Source organism: Nocardiopsis sp. TRM 82005 (assembly GCF_056312425.1).
This window is the reverse complement of record NZ_JBWDTQ010000023.1, coordinates 122,952-138,708: the sequence shown is the minus strand read 5'-3', so window position 1 is coordinate 138,708 and position 15,757 is coordinate 122,952. Positions and strand designations below refer to the sequence as shown.

17 protein-coding genes and 1 tRNA gene are annotated in these 15,757 nt (G+C 71.0%); 13 read left to right on the top strand and 5 right to left on the bottom strand.

The window, feature by feature from the left end; translation table 11 throughout:
• Positions 1-107 precede the first annotated feature (107 nt).
• A complete protein-coding gene (locus AC0T5L_RS19130; RefSeq protein WP_476166828.1) occupies positions 108-566 on the bottom strand; it encodes a flavin reductase family protein in 459 nt (152 codons plus the stop codon).
• Between the two features lie 20 nt (positions 567-586).
• Positions 587-2,332 carry a signal peptide peptidase SppA gene (sppA, locus tag AC0T5L_RS19125; RefSeq protein ID WP_476166808.1) on the bottom strand — a complete coding sequence of 582 codons (1,746 nt, stop codon included), beginning with the start codon at positions 2,330-2,332 and terminating at the stop codon, positions 587-589.
• Between the two features lie 207 nt (positions 2,333-2,539).
• On the opposite strand from sppA, the gene AC0T5L_RS19120 reads away from it, so the two are divergent.
• The 4 genes from AC0T5L_RS19120 to AC0T5L_RS19105 all read left to right on the top strand — a co-directional run bounded on the left by AC0T5L_RS19120 (position 2,540) and on the right by AC0T5L_RS19105 (position 7,645).
• Positions 2,540-3,205, top strand: coding sequence for a hypothetical protein (locus AC0T5L_RS19120; RefSeq protein WP_476166807.1), 666 nt, complete (start codon positions 2,540-2,542; stop codon positions 3,203-3,205).
• Positions 3,206-3,392: 187 nt separating this feature from the next.
• Positions 3,393-4,733 (top strand): M16 family metallopeptidase, encoded by a 1,341-nt coding sequence (locus tag AC0T5L_RS19115; protein ID WP_476166806.1) that lies wholly within the window; start codon positions 3,393-3,395, stop codon positions 4,731-4,733.
• A 57-nt stretch (positions 4,734-4,790) separates the two neighbouring features.
• On the top strand, positions 4,791-6,137 hold the full coding sequence (locus AC0T5L_RS19110; protein ID WP_476166805.1) for a M16 family metallopeptidase: 1,347 nt from the start codon (positions 4,791-4,793) through the stop codon (positions 6,135-6,137).
• A gap of 248 nt (positions 6,138-6,385) precedes the next feature.
• Positions 6,386-7,645: a serine/threonine-protein kinase gene (locus tag AC0T5L_RS19105; protein ID WP_476166804.1), complete on the top strand. Its 1,260-nt coding sequence runs from the start codon at positions 6,386-6,388 to the stop codon at positions 7,643-7,645.
• 109 nt (positions 7,646-7,754) lie between these two features.
• On the opposite strand, the gene AC0T5L_RS19100 is transcribed toward AC0T5L_RS19105, so the two are convergent.
• Positions 7,755-7,829: transfer RNA gene (locus AC0T5L_RS19100), tRNA-Leu, on the bottom strand.
• Positions 7,830-7,915: 86 nt separating this feature from the next.
• On the bottom strand, positions 7,916-8,398 hold the full coding sequence (gene bcp / locus AC0T5L_RS19095; RefSeq protein ID WP_476166803.1) for a thioredoxin-dependent thiol peroxidase: 483 nt from the start codon (positions 8,396-8,398) through the stop codon (positions 7,916-7,918).
• A gap of 319 nt (positions 8,399-8,717) precedes the next feature.
• Here bcp and AC0T5L_RS19090 point away from each other — a divergent pair, with 319 nt between their 5' ends.
• Together AC0T5L_RS19090 and AC0T5L_RS19085 are read left to right on the top strand one after the other, a co-directional pair.
• Positions 8,718-9,839: a CDP-alcohol phosphatidyltransferase family protein gene (locus tag AC0T5L_RS19090; protein WP_476166802.1), complete on the top strand. Its 1,122-nt coding sequence runs from the start codon at positions 8,718-8,720 to the stop codon at positions 9,837-9,839.
• Between the two features lie 16 nt (positions 9,840-9,855).
• Positions 9,856-10,251, top strand: coding sequence for a DUF3618 domain-containing protein (locus AC0T5L_RS19085; protein WP_476166801.1), 396 nt, complete (start codon positions 9,856-9,858; stop codon positions 10,249-10,251).
• A gap of 121 nt (positions 10,252-10,372) precedes the next feature.
• On the opposite strand, the gene AC0T5L_RS19080 is transcribed toward AC0T5L_RS19085, so the two are convergent.
• Positions 10,373-11,599, bottom strand: a complete 1,227-nt coding sequence (locus tag AC0T5L_RS19080) for an amino acid deaminase/aldolase (protein ID WP_476166800.1) — start codon at positions 11,597-11,599, stop codon at positions 10,373-10,375.
• Between the two features lie 169 nt (positions 11,600-11,768).
• Here AC0T5L_RS19080 and purU point away from each other — a divergent pair, with 169 nt between their 5' ends.
• The 7 genes from purU to amaP all read left to right on the top strand — a co-directional run bounded on the left by purU (position 11,769) and on the right by amaP (position 15,641).
• A complete protein-coding gene (gene purU / locus AC0T5L_RS19075; RefSeq protein ID WP_476166799.1) occupies positions 11,769-12,650 on the top strand; it encodes a formyltetrahydrofolate deformylase in 882 nt (293 codons plus the stop codon).
• 410 nt (positions 12,651-13,060) lie between these two features.
• The gene (locus tag AC0T5L_RS19070) at positions 13,061-13,525 is read left to right on the top strand and encodes an Asp23/Gls24 family envelope stress response protein (RefSeq protein WP_476166827.1); all 465 of its coding nucleotides are present in this window, start codon (positions 13,061-13,063) and stop codon (positions 13,523-13,525) included.
• 2 nt (positions 13,526-13,527) lie between these two features.
• Complete coding sequence (locus AC0T5L_RS19065; protein WP_476166798.1) at positions 13,528-13,845, top strand: hypothetical protein; 318 nt, start codon at positions 13,528-13,530, stop codon at positions 13,843-13,845.
• 37 nt (positions 13,846-13,882) lie between these two features.
• Entirely contained in the window at positions 13,883-14,056 is a 174-nt protein-coding gene (locus tag AC0T5L_RS19060; RefSeq protein WP_476166797.1) for a hypothetical protein, read from the top strand.
• 16 nt (positions 14,057-14,072) lie between these two features.
• Positions 14,073-14,441, top strand: a complete 369-nt coding sequence (locus AC0T5L_RS19055; RefSeq protein WP_476166796.1) for an Asp23/Gls24 family envelope stress response protein — start codon at positions 14,073-14,075, stop codon at positions 14,439-14,441.
• A 1-nt stretch (position 14,442) separates the two neighbouring features.
• Positions 14,443-15,048: a DUF6286 domain-containing protein gene (locus tag AC0T5L_RS19050; protein ID WP_476166795.1), complete on the top strand. Its 606-nt coding sequence runs from the start codon at positions 14,443-14,445 to the stop codon at positions 15,046-15,048.
• A gap of 2 nt (positions 15,049-15,050) precedes the next feature.
• Positions 15,051-15,641 (top strand): alkaline shock response membrane anchor protein AmaP, encoded by a 591-nt coding sequence (amaP, locus tag AC0T5L_RS19045; protein ID WP_476166794.1) that lies wholly within the window; start codon positions 15,051-15,053, stop codon positions 15,639-15,641.
• The last annotated feature ends 116 nt before the right edge of the window (positions 15,642-15,757 follow it).

Genomic DNA, 15,757 nt, shown 5'->3' with positions numbered 1-15,757 from the left:
GCCGGCTCGGGCACCTTCACCGGATGATCTTGCCCGTAGCGGCAGTCTCGACCGCCGACAGTGCCGCTGGGGGCAAGATCACCGCGAGCGGGCGCCCTTCCAGCGCATCAGCCCAGGGAGTGGTAGCGGCCCGACCAGCGGACCAGCGCCGCGCCCGAGCCCGTGACCTCGGGCAGGCCCACCAATTCGGCGAAGAAGACCATGTGGTCGCCCACCAGGACGCTCTGGCGCACGGAGCACTCCATGGCGGTCAGGGCCTCGTCAAGCACGATCGCACGGGTCCGCTCGCCCCGGTGGTGGGCCTGGCCGGTCACCAGAAGGCGGGCGCTGGGGCGTCCCGCGGCGGCGAACCGGCCCGCCAACGCGCGCTGGCCCTCGCCCAGCACGTTCACGGCGAAGGCCCCCACCTCCTCGATGACCTCGGCCATATAGCCTTCGGCGTCCACGCTCACCGACACCACCGGCGGTGCGGCCGACACCGACCCGAACGCGCTGACGGTCGCCCCCACGTCATCGCGGCCGTCGGCGACGGTCACCACCGTGACCCCGGTGGGCAGCAGCGACATCGCGTCCAGGTACGAACCGGTCAACGGATCTCCCAGATCCCCGGCATCATCAGCGGGCCCCCGACGGGCAGCCCCATCGCCGTGGCCGCGTGCTGCAAGGGCCCCCACGCGCTGAGCACGGTCTGCGGCCCCGAGGCGCCCAGGTCCTCGCTCGACTCGTGCGGGCGGATCCGGTCCAGCGGGTGCGCGCGCGGGAAGGAGCGCAGCGGCAGCGTCCCCGCGCCGGCCCTCTCCCGGGCCAGCCGCACGGCCGTCTCCAGACCGCCCAGCTCGTCCACCAGACCGCGCTCGTGCGCGTCCTGGCCGGTCCACACCCGTCCCCGGGCCACCTCCTCCACCTGGTCGCGGGTCATCTTCCGCGCTTGGGCGACCCGGCCGGTGAAGTCCTCGTAGATCTCGTCCAGAAGTGCGTTGACCCGTTCCCACTCGGACTCGGTGAACGGCTGCTCGGTGTCGAACATGCCCGCGTGATCACCGGTGCGCACCGAGTCGCTGGTCACCCCGTACCGCTCCAGCAGCTGTCCCAGGACCGGTTTGCCGGTGATCACCCCGATGGAGCCGGTGAGGGTGCCCGGCTGGGCGATCACCGCGTCGGAGCCCAGGGTCACGTAGTAGCCGCCGGACCCGGCGATGTCACCCATCGCAGACACCACGGGGATGCCCGCCTGGCTGGTCAGTTCGCTCTCGCGGCGGATCGCGTCGGAGGCGGCGGGCGAACCGCCGCGGCTGTCCACACGGAACACGACCGCCTTGACCTGCGGGTCCTTGCGCGCGGCCCGGAACGCCGCGGCCACGGTGTCCGAGCCCATGACGGTGCCGCCGCCCAGCGGCGAGCGCCGGGTCCGGCCGAGGCTGATCATCCCGGTCGCCGAGATCAGCGCGATGTATCCGGGCCCGCTCGAGACCGGGGGCAGCGGCGGCGGGGTGTGCTTGCGGTGGTAGCGGGTCACGAACCGCAACTCCGGCTCCACCGACCGGCCGCCGCCCGCACCGTCCTTGCCGCGTTCCTTCTCCCGCACCTGGTCGAACAGCTCCGAGTACACCTCGTCCCGGTAGGCCAGCCGGTCGACCAGGCCTTCCGTGACCGACTCCTGGGCCATGAACGGGCCGCGCGAGACCAGCGCGCGCACCTTCTCCGCGGTCAGCCCACGGGCCTCGGCGACCGCTTCGGCCAGCTGGTCGCCCAGGGAGGTGACGATCCGGTCGGAGGCCTCGCGCTGGGCGTCGGTGTATCCGGTCTCCGTGACGTTGTTCAGCGCGTTCTTGTACTCGTGGCGCCTGCCCACCTCGTAGGTGACGTCCAGCTTGTCCAGGGCCCCCTTGACGAAGGTCGTGCGCATGAGCAGGCCGGTCAGGCCGAGAACGCCGGTGGGCGCCATGGCCACGCGCGAGAACGCGCAGGCCAGGTAGTAGGGCAGGTTCCCCGCCCCGGTCTCGCCGAAGGACTCGGCCCAGGCCACGGCCGGTTTGCCCGTCGCGCGGAAGTCGGCGACGGTGTGGCGCAGCTCCTGGACCTTGGCGAAGCCCATCGACCGGGCGTCCACCCGGACCAGTAGCGCCGCCACCCGCGGGTCGCGTGCGCCCCTGCGGATACCCTCCAGGACATCGAGGTAGTGCTGTCGGCGCCGGTTCATGATCTGGCTGATCGGATCTCCGGGGGCCTCGTCGGCGACCCCCTCCGTCAGGTCCAGCTCCAGGACCAGCGGCCCCCGGGGGCGCTGCCGGACAAAGGACAAGGGCTCCGTGATCTTCGCGAGGTCCACCATGGGCCCAGCGTAATGGTCACCGCTCCTGCGCGTTGGACGCTTCCCCACGCGTCTTTCGGACCGTTTCGGCCGCTCCGCATCCGCGCCGGCCGGCGCCCATCTGATGGAATCGGACGAGATCGCAGGAGATCGTCCAGTGCGCGCCGTGTGTCGGCAAGCGCTAAGGTCAACGGTGTTCTGACCACGGGACGCACGAGAGGACGACGCATGGCGGGCATCCACGGGCGACAGCGGCGGGCACGCGGTGTGCGTGTCGGGATAGGAACGGCCGCGGTGCTGCTGCTCCTGGCCGCCTGCTCCAGCGGCGGCGGCGAGGTCGAGCTGGAGCGTGGCGAGAGCGGCATTCTGCCTGCGGCGGAGCCCCCGGCGCCGGAGGAGTTCGCCGCCGAGGCGATCGAGGGCGTGTCCATCGAGGTCCCCGACGGCTGGGAGGCCCAGAGCGAGGGTGACGTGCTGTGCGTGAGTCCGCCCGGGCAGGCGGCTTGCGGGTACGGCTCGGTGCATCTGATCCCGCACGCCTCGGAGAGGCACCCGCAGGACTGGCCGGCCAAGGACGAAGCCTTCAAGAAGGACGGGGGCTGGGCGGACGACACCGACAGTTGCCGCAGCCTCAACACCTCCGCCTCGGGAGGCATCGGCGTGGAGAGTGCGGAGCTGGCGGCGAAGCCCGACTTCACTGAGCACGCCGACGGCCTCAAGTCGCACCACTCGGTGTGGGAGGTGACGTGCGTCAACGACGACACCTTCGAGGTGCGCATGTGGTTCCTGCCCATCAGCGACGTCCTGCTGTACGTGTGGTCCGCCGACTCCCAGTACTCCTCGGTCTACGACGAGATCGCCGTGTCCATGGACACCACCGAGTACCAGAGCTGAACACACACAACGGTTGGCGACCCTCCACACCAGCACCGTTATCAGCCCTGCCGATTAACGATTCGGGTGTCCTCGGGGTCCTGTGAGGCCGTAGGGTCGTAGTCGTCACAACAATGGCCGTTCGCGCGGGAGCCGCCGCGCGTACGGCGGCAGTTCAGTCGACGGCGTGAATCGGGGTGCAGCACTGGTGACCAGTATCGGAGCGGCAGGACGGGTCGGTCAGTACACACTCGACAACGGATTGCGTCTGGTGACCGCTCCGGCCTCCACCGGCCAGGTCGCCTCCGTGAACCTGTGGTACGGGGTGGGGTCACGGCACGAGGTCCCCGGACGCACGGGCTTCGCACATCTCTTCGAGCACCTGATGTTCCAGGGCAGCGGCAACGTCGTCAAGGGCGAGCACTTCGATGAGATCGAGCGGCTCGGCGGCGACATCAACGCCTCCACCTCCACCGACCGCACGAACTACTTCGAGACGGTTCCCGGCCACGCGCTGGACCGTGTCCTGTGGCTGGAGGCCGACCGCCTGGCGACCCTGCGCGAGGGCATGACCCAGGAGGTCCTGGACAACCAGCGCGACGTCGTCAAGAACGAGCGTCGCCAGCGCTACGACAACCAGCCCTACGGCACCGCCCTGGAGCGCATCCTGCGCCTGGCCTATCCCGAGGGCCACCCCTACCACCACTCGACCATCGGTTCCATGGCCGACCTGGACGCCGCCGACCTCGACTACGTCAAGTCCTTCCACAAGGCCCACTACGGCCCGGACAACTGCGTGATCACCGTGGTCAGCGACCTCGACTCCGAGGACGTCCTCGCCCGGGTGGAGAAGTTCTTCGGCGCCATCCCCGCCCGAGACACCGTCCCCGAGGCCCCCGACGCCTCGTTGAAGGCACCGCTGGGCGGCCCGGTCCGCGATTCGGTCACCGAGGTCGTGCCCGCCGCCGGGGTGTTCATCGGCTTCCGCGTCGCCCCTTACGGCGAGCGCGGCTTCGACGTCATGCACCTGGCCTCGGCCGTCCTGGGACAGGGGCAGGGCAGCCGCCTGTACCGGTCTTTGGTGGTGGACCGCCCCATCGCCGCCGACGACGGCGGGGCCGCCGCCGACATCCTGCCGTTCCGCTACACCGACAGCCTGATGCTGGTGAACATGCTCGCCCGTGAGGGTGTCAGCGGCGATGTGCTGGAGACGGCCATGCGCGAGGAGATCGCCAAGCTCGCCGCCGGCATCACCGAGGAGGAGCTGGACCGGGCGCGCGCCGTCCTGGAGCGCGACCACCTGCAGTCCATCGCCAGCCCCTCCGGACTGGCCGACTCCATCAGCAGCTGCACCCAGCTGTTCGACGACCCCGAGCTCGCCTACACCTGGCCCCAGCGGTGGGCGGACATCACCGCCGAGGAGGTACGGGCCGCGGCCGAGCGCCTGCTGGTCGACGACAACCTGCTCGTCGTCCGCTTCGACCCCGAGGAGCCCCAGGCCGCCGAGGCCGCGGGGGCGGACACCGTGGTGGACGCCCCCGGCGCCTGACGCGCCCGTCCCGCCCCCTGGCCCTGTTACCGCAAGCCTCAGAAAGAGCCGCAGAGCATGCCGCAGACCCGCCCGGACCTCGGTGCCGCAGCCTCCTACACCTTCCCCAAGCCCCAACGCATCACCGTCGGCGGCGGCACGGTCGTCGCCATCGACGTGCCCGGCCAACAGCTCGTCTCCCTCCGCCTCGTCCACCCCCACGGCGGTGCCGCCGAGCCGCTCGACGCCATGGGCGTCAGCGCGCTCACCAGCGAGGTCCTGGAGGACGGGCCCGACGGCAACAGCTCCTTGGCGCCCGCCCTGGAGCGCTACGGCGCCGAGTGGGTCTCCCGCGTCAACTGGGACGGCTTCATCACCGGCCTGGACGCCCCCGCCAACCGCCTGGGCGAGGCCGTCCGCCTGTTCGCCGACGCGGTGCGCCGTCCCGCGCTCAACCCCGACGACGTCGTCCGCCGCCGCGACCAGCTGCTGGAGCGGTTCTGGCTGGAGGCCGCCTCGGCCGGCACCCTGGCCATGCGCAGCCTGGGCGGACAGCTGTTCACGGGCCGCTACGCCACACCGCTCGCGGGCGGCCCGGTGAAGCTGGCCAACGTCACCCCCGAGACCGTGGCGGCCTTCCACGCCGACTCCGTCGCCTCCGTCGCCGGAACCCTCGTGGTCGTCGGTGACCTCACCGGGGTCGACCTGGAGGAGCTGGGCAAGACCGTGTTCGGCGACGCCTCGGCGGCGTCGGCGGGGAAGCCCAGCGAACCCGCGCCGCCGCCCGGGGAGCTGCCCCGGGTCCTGGTCGTGGACCGGCCCGGCTCCGTCCAGTCGGCCCTGGTCATCGCGCACCGCGCACCCTCCCGCTCGCAGGTGGACCTGCCGCGCGCCGAGGGCATCAGCGAGGTCCTGGGCGGCATGTTCACCTCCCGGCTCAACATGGAGCTGCGCGAGCGCCTCGGCTACACCTACGGCGCCGGGTCCCGGTTCGACCTGCGCCGCGACAGCGGGGTGTTCTTCATGACCACCCAGGTGGAGGCGGACACCACCGCCCACTCGGTCACCTCCTCGCTGGAGCAGATCGCCAAGCTCCGCGAGTCCGGGGTCACCGAGGAGGAGCTGTCCGCCGTGCGCGACTCCAACACGGTGGGCCTGCCGGTCAGCTACGCGACGGCGCGCGCCATGGCGGGTGCCCTGGTCGACATGGTCGTTCACGACCTGCCCGAGGACCACGTGGACCGTGTCCGGGCCGGCTACGAGAGGCTGACCAAGGAGTCCCTGGACAGTGCCGCCACTGAGTACCTGCGTCCCGAGGAGTCGGTCGTGGTGGTCGTCGGCGACGCCGACCGCCTCCGCCAGCCGCTCACCGACACCGGGGTCGGCCCGGTCGAGGTGCGCACCCCCGAATCCCTCTGGTCCTGAGTCCCGCGGGTGTGCGGGCGCCGTGCCCGCACACCCGTTTCCGCCCTCCGCTGGGCGGAAACATTCGAACGAGAGCTACGTCACTGCATGCGCGGGTCTTCGCCGGACATAACGAAAGCGAACCTATGTGTTCGTGATATGGCAACCACCAGCATGAACCTGGCGTCCTGCTGGTATAACGAGTGATCCGTGCACCTACGTGGTGTCAGCGACCGCAATGCTCCGCAGGAGGCCACCATGGCCGGTGAATGGACCCGTGGATAACCGTGTCCTCCCTAGAGAACCCCCACACGCAGCGACCCGAGGCGTCGCGCCCCTCCGAGACCCCGGAGACGACCGGTACGACCGGCTCCGGGGCTGAGGGGCGCCTGCTCAAGGGGCGTTACCAACTGGTGTCGGAGATCGCCCGGGGCGGCGTCGGCACCGTTTGGCGTGCCACCGACCTGGTCATCGACCGCGAGGTGGCCGTCAAGGAGCTGCGCCTGCCCGCGGATCTGAGCCGCGCCGAGCGCGAGTCGCTTCTGCGGCGCACCACCCGTGAGGCCCGCGTCGCCGGACGCCTGACCCACCCCAGCCTCGTCACGGTCCTGGACGTCGTGGACGAGGACGACCGGCCCTGGATCGTCATGGAGCTGGTGGAGGCCTCCACCCTGGAGGAACTCATCCAGGTGGGTGGTCCGCTGCCCTACCAGCGTGTGGCCGAGGTCGGCCTACAGCTCATCGACGCCCTCAAGGTCGCGCACGGCGAGGGCATCGTGCACCGCGACGTCAAGCCCGACAACGTGATGATCAGCCAGACCGGGCGAGTGGTGCTGACCGACTTCGGGCTGGCCGCGTGGAACGGTGAGTCGGCGCTGAGCTCCTCGGGCCGCATCATCGGATCCCCGGCCTACATCCCGCCGGAGCGGGCCAAGGCGGGCCCGGTGGGGCCGGAGTCGGACCTGTGGTCCCTGGGCGCCACCCTGTACACGGCGGTGGAGGGGCACCCGCCCTACGACCGCAAGGGCTACATCAAGATCCTGCGTCAGGAACAGCTGGACGAGCCCGCCGAGGCCGCCAACGCGGGGCCGTTGGCCCCCGTGCTGGCCGGACTGCTGCGGGTCGAGCCACCGGAGCGGCTGACCGCCGAGAACGCCACCAAGATGCTGCGTATCGCGGCTCTGGCCCCGTGGGCTCCCAAGACGAGCCCGGAGACGGCCGCCAAGGGCACAGCCACGCCCGCCGAGCCTCGCCCCGAGAGCGACGAGGAGGCCCGCGAGTCGGCCCGAGAGCACTTCAGGGCGGGTGCGCACGTGTTGGCCGAGTCCATCAACGAGCGGCTGCGCAGCAGCCCCGAGGCGATGAACTCGATCATGACGTCCATCCGCGAGTCCACGGACACACTGGGGCTGACCAGCTCGGGCAGGCACGCGGAGAAGAGCCGGATGCCGGTGGTCGCCGTCGTCGCGGTCGCCCTCGGTGTGGTGGTACTGCTGGCCATCATGCTGTGGGCGCTGCTGGGCCGCTAGGGGAGTATCCGCCGGACGTGCCCTGGCGCGGGATCACGGGTCGTCGCGGCGCGGGGGAGACACGAAGGCCCGCCGCCGGGGGTGAAACCCGGGCAGCGGGCCTGTTCGGTAGGGCCGGCGGGATTCGAACCCGCACTGTACAGCACCTAAAGCTGCCGTCTCCTGCCGGTTGGACTACGGCCCCGTGGAACCAACTGTACCGGGATCCGGACCGGCCCCGACCGCTCGGGTCCCTTGGTTCCGCTCGGCCGGGCCGGCCCGGTACGCGTGTCAGACGCCCAGTTCCTTCTTGACGCGGTCGACGTGGCCGGCGGCCTTCACGTTGTAGAAGGCCTTCTCCACCTTGCCGTCGGTATCCACGACGACCGTGGACCGGATGACGCCCTGGACGACGCGGCCGTAGTTCTTCTTCTCCCCGTACGCGCCGTAGGCGCTCAGGGTGTCCTTGTCCGGGTCGCCGAGCAGGGTGAAGGTCAGGCCCTCCTTGTCCCGGAACGTGGCGAGCTTGTCGCTGCCGTCCGGGGAGACGCCCAGCACGGTGAACCCGGCGGAGTCGAACTCGCGCAGGTTGTCGCGGAAGTCACAGGCCTGCGTGGTGCACCCGGGGGTCATGGCCGCGGGGTAGAAGTACAGGACGACGCGCTTGCCGGTGGAGGCCAGCACCTCGCTGAGGGTGACGGGCTTGCCGTCGGCGTCGTTGAGGGTGAAGTCGGGCGCCTGGTCGCCAGGCTCCAGACGGATCGGGTCGCTCACGTGGTGTTCCCCTCTGTTCATGGGCGGGACGGTACGAGCCCCGCCGACTCTCGCCCTCACCCTAGCGATCGACGTCCCATGGGTTGACGCTTCGTGGGTTGTGCCAGGCTGGGGGGATGGTCTTCGGTTGCGATTCCGGTTCGGTTCGTCCGCATCGGGAGTGACCAGCGGTGCGATCACCTATTGTTGACCGCACCTGGCCTTTCGGTCGGTCTCCGGTGGCGCCCGCCGCGCGCACCGGGACACCGCGCCTTCCGGCGGTGCCTGGAGCCCGCCGGACCGGAACACATCCGCTTCGCTGTGGGGAGTATTGGCGACGATGCCCGCATTCACACTCGACGAGGTCAGGGATCGGACACTCAAGGAGCGCGACTCCTGGTGGACGGTCTACCTCGTGGACCCGGTCGCGGTCCGGCTCGTACGCCTCCTGGCCAACCGAACCCCGATCACGCCCAACCAGCTGACGGTGGCCGCGCTGTTCCTGGGACTCGGCGCCGCCGTCTGCTTCTCCCTGGGATACCGCCAGTTCCTCGCCCTGGGCGCGCTGCTGTACTTCCTGTGCTTCGTCGTGGACTGCGTGGACGGCAAGCTGGCCCGGCTCACCGGGTCCGAGTCGTTGTTCGGGGCGTGGATGGACTACGTCTCCGACCGGTTCCGGGTGCTGGTGTGCGTGGTCGCCCTCATGGGCGGCCAGTACGTGGTGGCCGCGGACCGCTCCGACGGCGGCGGTCCGGTGTGGTTCGTGTGGCTGGCCCTGGCCGTGGTGTTCCTGGACATGCTGCGCTACCTCAACGCGCTCCAGGTCTACAAGGTGCGCCGGGAGATGCGCTCACATCTGGCGGCCGCCCTGGAGCGCGCCCGCGCGACCCTGTCGATGCTGGAGCCGGAGGAGGACGACACCGGTTCCGCCACCGGCGGGGGCGGCCGCACGATGAGCGACGGCGGCGAGCAGGCGGTTCTACGGCACGGCATCAGTGTGCTGGAGCAGATACTGCACAGCCAGACCGAGCGCGAGGCGCGCAACCAGCGCACGGCGGGCAAGCAGCCCGACCTCACCCTGCCCAAGGTGGACCTGCACAAGGAGTTCCGGGACCGTTTCCCCTGGTACCAGCGGTTCTGGGGGACGCTCAGCACCCGGCGCGTGCGCACCCACCTGGTCGGCGGCATCGAGTTCCAGATGGCGGTGTTCGTCATCTCCCCGCTGGCGGTCGCGGTCTTCGCGCTGCCGTCCCTGATCGGGTGGATCACCGCCGTGGTGGGCGTTTTGCTCCTCGCCTTCGAGATCGCCATCATCTATAAACTGTGGTTGTCCACGCGGGACTTCTTCCGTGTGGTCGACGGAATCGACAGCGCGCTGAGGTTCTCCGGCCCGTCCGACGGCGCGGAGGACGAGAGCCGGGACACCGGCTCGGGCACGGGATCTCAGACGAGCCTGCGCTAGTGGAGAGAGGCACCCTATGACGGGACGCGACACCGGACCGCGCCAGACCCCGGCGGAGATCGAGACCGAGATCAACCGCGAACAGCGGCGGCTCGCCGAGACCCTGGACCAGCTGAGCGTGCAGGCCCGGCCGGCCAACATCGCTCGGCGGCAGATGGACAGGGCCCGCGAGCGCGGCGCCCGGATCGTCGACGAGGCGCGCGCCCTGGTGGTCGGCGGCGGCGCGGTGCGCGTACAGAGCCACTCCGTGGAGCCCGCGGAGGGCAGCATCGTCGTCAACGGCGATGACGAGGTCGTCACCACCTACCAGTCGCGCGGACAGCTCCCCCCGGAGGTCGTGTACCTCGCGGTCGGCGTCGGCGCCGTCGTCGCCGCGGGAGTGGTGGCCTGGGCCGTTCGCCGCAGGAGGTAGCGCACGCAGCAGTCGAAGGAGGGGCCCGCACAGTGCGGACCCCTCCTTCGCTTGTGGGGACCGGCCGCCGGCTGGTGGAACGCGGAGGGGGCGGCCTGGGGGCGCGGGCACGGAGCCCGGTCTAGAGGAAGGTCCGTCCCTCGCCCCGGTAGGTGGGGACGGCACCCGTGTACTCGCCGGTGTCGGAGTCGACCAGGTGCAGGGTGTCGAAGCGCTCGCACAGCTCTCCCGCCTTGGCGTGGCGCATCCACACACGGTCGCCGACCGACAGGCCGTCGGCGGCGGTACCGAGCAGGGGCGTCTGCACCTCACCCGCGCCCTCGTCGGGGCTGTAGGACAGTCCGGCGGGCAGGTGGGGGACCGGGGCGCGGTGTGCGTCCACCGGCCCGGAGGCCGGGTAGCCGCCGCCGAGGGCGGTGGCCACGCCCGGGGCGGGGCGGCGGACCACCGGGAGCGCGAACAGGGCGGCGGGGCGTCCGTCGAAGGACCGGTAGTTGTCGAACAGGTGCGGGTGGTAGAGCCCAGAGCCCGCTGCCAGCTCGGTTACGGCCCTCTCCCTGCCGGTGGTGTGCAGGCTGCCGGTTCCGCCGCCGTTGACGAAGCGCAGGTCGGCCACGGCGCGAACGGCGTGCACGATCGCGGCCCTGCGCCGGGCCAGCTCCAGGGCGGACCGGCGCTGGACGGCGCGTAGGAGGCGGCCGTAGAGGGGCCTGCCGGGCGGGGCGTCGCCCACTCCGGCGATCTGGCCCTCGTAGGCCATGATCCCGTCCAGCTCCAGCTCGGGACGGGCCACGACGGCGCGGGCGAACGCGGCGGCCTGGGCGGGGGTGCGCACGGGGGAGCGGTAGGCACCCACACGCGTGCGCGGGCCCAGCGGCTGCCAGCTGGTGTCGGTGTCCAGACACACCCGGACCGGTGGCGCGTCGGGCCCGCGGGATTCGGCGGCCTCGGCTACGGCGGCACGGATCAGGTCCAGGTGGGCGGTGTCGTCCACCATCAGGGTGATGGAGCGGGCGGCACCGGGGTCACGGACGAGCCGGGCCAGGTCCCGCCGGTCGACGGTGGGGTAGGCCACGAGTACGTCATCGCTCACCGGGCTGTCCCCGGTGGCCAGCCACAGTGCCTCCGCCAGGGTGAAGGCCATGATCCCCGCGTATCCGGGCAGGGCGAGGACGGTACGTAGCAGTTCGCGACTGCGCACGGACTTGCTGGCGATCCTGACGGGCTTGCCATGGGCGCGGTCGGTCAGTGCGGTCGCGTTGGCTCGGAGGGCGGCCAGGTCGACCATGGCGAAGGGGGCGTCGAGGCCACGGGTGACGGTCTCGTACGTCTCGCGCAAGCTTGTCATGTCCCAAGGATGTCAGAACATGAATGTTCTTCACATTCCCTGAGTGGCAGAACAGCCTCTCCCGGAGGTCCGCGGGGCGGTGCGGGGTGCTCTCCCGGGGGTATGCGGCGGCCGATATCCTGGGACGTCACGGCTGAGCAGCCGTCCGATTCCGGGAGTGGTTCTTTCCATGAGTGAGCGTGAGTACGTCCTGACCCTTTCGTGCCCCGACAGCCGGGGCATCGTTGCCGCTGTGGCCAACCTGCTGTCCGACCACGGTTGCAACATCACCGAGAGTCAGCAGTACGGCGACCACTACACGGGGCGTTTCTTCCTGCGGATGCAGTTCGTGGCCGAGCGGGGGGCCGGGGGCGTGGTGGGGGAGGACGTCCTGCGCAGCGCGTTCGCGGCGCTCGCGGGCGAGGTCGGCAACGGGGACTCGTTCGTCGAGTGGGCCCTCAAGCCCCGGGACGCGCGCCCGCGTGTGATCGTGATGGTGTCCAAGTTCGGCCACTGCCTCAACGACCTGCTCTACCGTCAGCGCAGCGGACTGCTGGACGTGGACATCGTCGCCGTGATCTCCAACCACCCGGACCTGGAGTTCCTCGCCGACTCCCACGGTGTGGACTTCCACCATCTGCCGGTCAACGCCCAGACCAAGCACGAGCAGGAGGCGCGGCTGCTGGAGTTGGTCGACTCCTACGACGTGGACCTGGTCGTCCTGGCCCGCTACATGCAGGTGCTCTCCGAGCAGTTGTGCGCCAAGATGTCCGGTCGGATCATCAACATCCACCACTCCTTCCTGCCCAGTTTCAAGGGCGCCCGCCCCTACCACCAGGCCCACACGCGTGGCGTGAAGCTGATCGGCGCGACCGCCCACTACGTCACGGCCGACCTCGACGAGGGCCCGATCATCGAGCAGGAGGTGTCCAGGGTGGACCACACGCACAGCCCGGAGCAGCTCACGGCGATCGGCAGGGACCTGGAGTCGGTGGCGCTGGCGCGCGCGGTCCACTGGCACGCGCAGCGCCGTGTCCTGCTCAACGGGGACAAGACGGTCATCTTCGGCTGACCACGGTCGCGGTTCCTCCCGTGGCGACACGTGGGAAATAGTTTTCGGACAGACAGGGGCGCCTTCGGGCGCCCCTTGCGTTTTCTTGCTTCCAGTAGGTTCCCCACGCTTCTTTGGGGCAGGGATAAGAGCAGAGTTACCTGTTCTGACCAGCAAAACCTTGCCCAAGGTGCCTTGTCGACTACACATTGTGCGTATATGGTGTGATCAGTTCGAAACCTTCCAGCCGTTCAGACGGACGGATGGGTGCGGGGTTTCGGTCCGGCATCCGGAGGTGCGCCTTCCGGGTGGGGGGACGGACATGGGCGGAAAGCACGTCGACGGCGCCGCGAGCAGGGTCGGGGACGCTTTCGTGCCCCAGGGTCGCGACCGCGGGCCGCACACTGCGCAGGGGGAGACCAGTGACGGAGATGAAGAGCGAAGCCAAGGTGCCGGGAGCCCGTGAGTCGAACCGGCCGGGCCGGGGCGACGCCTCACACGAAGAGGGCGGGCGCACACAGATCGCGGACGGGGTGGTCGCCAAGATCGCCGGCATGGCCGCGCGGGAGATCGGCGGCGTCTACGCCATGGGCGGCGGGACCGCGCGCGCCGTCGGTGCCGTGAGGGATGTGATGACCGGCGGGGACAAGGGCTCGGTGGCACGGGGGGTCGCTGTCGAGGTGGGCGAGCGCCAGGCCGCCATCGACATCGACGTGGTCGTGGAGTACGGCGCCGCCATTCGGGACCTGGCCTCGGCCGTTCGGCGCAACGTCACCACCGCGGTGGAGCGCATGACCGGCCTGGAGGTCACCGAGATCAACATCAAGGTGGACGACATCCACCTACCCGACGACGAGCGCGAAGAGGAAGGCGAGCCCGCGCCTCGGGTCCAGTAGTCGTGGGCACTGGCGAAGATCCGGGCGAGGTGGCCCGGCACCTGGCACGGGAGGCCGAGGGCTTCCCGGACGTGGTGAGGCTGTCGTCCGGCGGGTTCGGGACGCTGGCCACTCCGGTCCCCGGCGGACGGGTCCGCGGGGTGGCGGTGCACCCCGACAGCGTCGAGGTCGGTGTCGTGGTCCGCTACGGGCGGCCCTTGCCGGAGATCGCAGCCGAGACGCGCCGGGTCCTGACCCCGCTCGCGGGGGGCCGGACCGTCCACATCTCCGTGGAGGACGTGGTCGCGGGTCTGGAGGAGGACTCCCGCGCGGGCGGCTGAGGAAGAAGCACCAGAGGCTGGACAAGAGGGGGAAGCCATGTGGCCCATCGTTGGGCTGTCCTACGGGACGGTACTGGGGCTCGCAGCCGCGTTCGGCGGGTTCACGGCCTTCGCGCTGGTCCTGATCCTGGGTCTGGCGGGGTTCGTCGCCGGCCGGGCGATGGCGGGCGAGATCGACCTCACCGCGATGTTCGCGCGGCGCTCCGCCTGAGATGCGGAGAGCGGACGTGACCGGAGTGGGCACCAGCACGGTGCCCCGGCAGAGGAAGTATCCGAGCGGTGCCCCGGACAGTGCACGCGGCGTAGAGGGCCGCGACCCGGGCGGCCGTATCGTCATCGAGTCCGACGTGGTCGAGAAGGCCGCCACGCAGGCGATCCGGGAGGTCCCCGGCGCGCTGCTGGTCCGGTCGCGTGCCGCGCGGGCCCGGATGAGCGGCGAGATCGTCCTGCTGCGACTGCGAGTGGGCGTCCACTACCCGCGCTCCGCCCGCGAGATCGCCGGGCGGTTGCGCGGGCACGTCAAGCAGCGGGTCGAGCGGATCACCGGTAAACGGGTCCGCCACATCGACATCGAGATCGCGGAGTTGGTGCGCTGACATGACCACCGTGGAAGAGGTACTCGGACGTCCCGACCAGGGCGTCGACCGCCGAGCCAAGCGGGTGGCCGTCCACACGTTCCGTCCGCGGCGGTCCTGGCCCGCGGTGGTCACGAGCGTCGTGGTCCTCGTCGTGGCCGTCGTGGCCGCGGCCGAGGTGATCTCGGCGCTGGCGGGCAGCCCGCTGCGCCTGGTACCGGTCGACGCCGCAACCGGGTACGCGTCGACCACGACCTGGTCGACGCCGTCGGTACAGATCGCGTCGGCCGTCCTGGCGCTGATCGGGCTGGCCCTGATCGTGGCCGCCCTGGCCCCCGGACGGGGCCGCTGGACGGCGCTGCGCACCGACGACCCCGCCCTGGTGGTGGGGTTGACCCGGCCCGCGCTGCGTCGCGCGGTGAGCGCCGCCGCACAGGACATCAGCGGGGTCGACAGCGCTCACGTGACGATGCGCGGTAACAGGATCCGGGTGAACGTGCGCACCGGGATGCGCGAGTCGGCGGAGCTGCCGGCCGAGGTGACCGCGGCCGTGGAGCGGCGGCTGGAGGAGCTGGCACCGCTGCGCAGCATGCGGATCGCCACCCACGTGCGGTACGCGGAGGGGTGACCATGACTCGTGACAGGTCGCGCAGTTCGGCCCGGGGGAACCGGTGGGGGCTGGCGGTCGTCGGAGCGGTGCTGCTCGCCCTCGGGCTGGCGGCACTGGCCGTCGGACTCGGCCTGTTCGGCCGGGGGCCGGCCGGCAGCGCGCTGCTCAGCCCTGCGGTCCAAGGGGTGCTCGGCCAGCAGTGGGTGCCCTACGCGGTGGTCGCGGCGGCCCTCGTCGCCGGTTTCCTGGCTCTGCGCTGGCTGATGTCCCAAGGGTTCAACGACACGGTGGGACGCCTGGTCCTGGAGCGCGGTGACGGGGGCCGGGTGGAGATGTCCGAGAACGTGGCACGCGGCGCCCTGGAGCAGGAGGTCGCCGACTACCCGGGGGTGCGCCGCGCCCATGCGCGGCTGACCGAGTCCACCGACGCCCCGCGTCTGCGGCTGGCGCTGACCCTGGACGAGGACGCGGACGTGGCCGGGGTGTGGCAGCGGGTGCGCTCGGAGGCGCTGGCGAACCTGCGGCAGGCGCTCGACCTGGAACAGGTGCCCGCCGTCGTGCGGATGTCGATGACGGCACCGGCCAAGAACCCCCGGCGCAGTCTGGCCTGAACCCGCGCGGCCGTGTGCACCGGTTGAGGCAGCGGCCTTCGGGGACCAGGCCCGGCCAGAGTCCCGCGAGGTCGCGCGCGGCCCTCCTCTGGCGCGGGCCCGAGCATCCGGGACCG

Excerpts from the sequence above, each read along its gene's own strand:
- purU (WP_476166799.1), top strand. The coding sequence starts at position 11,769 with ATGAGTGAGCGTGAGTACGTCCTGACCCTTTCGTGCCCCGACAGCCGG.
- AC0T5L_RS19080 (WP_476166800.1), bottom strand. The coding sequence starts at position 11,599 with ATGACAAGCTTGCGCGAGACGTACGAGACCGTCACCCGTGGCCTCGAC.
- amaP (WP_476166794.1), top strand. The coding sequence starts at position 15,051 with ATGACTCGTGACAGGTCGCGCAGTTCGGCCCGGGGGAACCGGTGGGGG.
- AC0T5L_RS19070 (WP_476166827.1), top strand. The coding sequence starts at position 13,061 with ATGAAGAGCGAAGCCAAGGTGCCGGGAGCCCGTGAGTCGAACCGGCCG.
- AC0T5L_RS19090 (WP_476166802.1), top strand. The coding sequence starts at position 8,718 with ATGCCCGCATTCACACTCGACGAGGTCAGGGATCGGACACTCAAGGAG.
- AC0T5L_RS19130 (WP_476166828.1), bottom strand. The coding sequence starts at position 566 with ATGTCGCTGCTGCCCACCGGGGTCACGGTGGTGACCGTCGCCGACGGC.
- AC0T5L_RS19060 (WP_476166797.1), top strand. The coding sequence starts at position 13,883 with ATGTGGCCCATCGTTGGGCTGTCCTACGGGACGGTACTGGGGCTCGCA.
- AC0T5L_RS19110 (WP_476166805.1), top strand. The coding sequence starts at position 4,791 with ATGCCGCAGACCCGCCCGGACCTCGGTGCCGCAGCCTCCTACACCTTC.
- AC0T5L_RS19050 (WP_476166795.1), top strand. The coding sequence starts at position 14,443 with ATGACCACCGTGGAAGAGGTACTCGGACGTCCCGACCAGGGCGTCGAC.
- AC0T5L_RS19120 (WP_476166807.1), top strand. The coding sequence starts at position 2,540 with ATGGCGGGCATCCACGGGCGACAGCGGCGGGCACGCGGTGTGCGTGTC.
- AC0T5L_RS19085 (WP_476166801.1), top strand. The coding sequence starts at position 9,856 with ATGACGGGACGCGACACCGGACCGCGCCAGACCCCGGCGGAGATCGAG.
- AC0T5L_RS19105 (WP_476166804.1), top strand. The coding sequence starts at position 6,386 with ATGGACCCGTGGATAACCGTGTCCTCCCTAGAGAACCCCCACACGCAG.
- sppA (WP_476166808.1), bottom strand. The coding sequence starts at position 2,332 with ATGGTGGACCTCGCGAAGATCACGGAGCCCTTGTCCTTTGTCCGGCAG.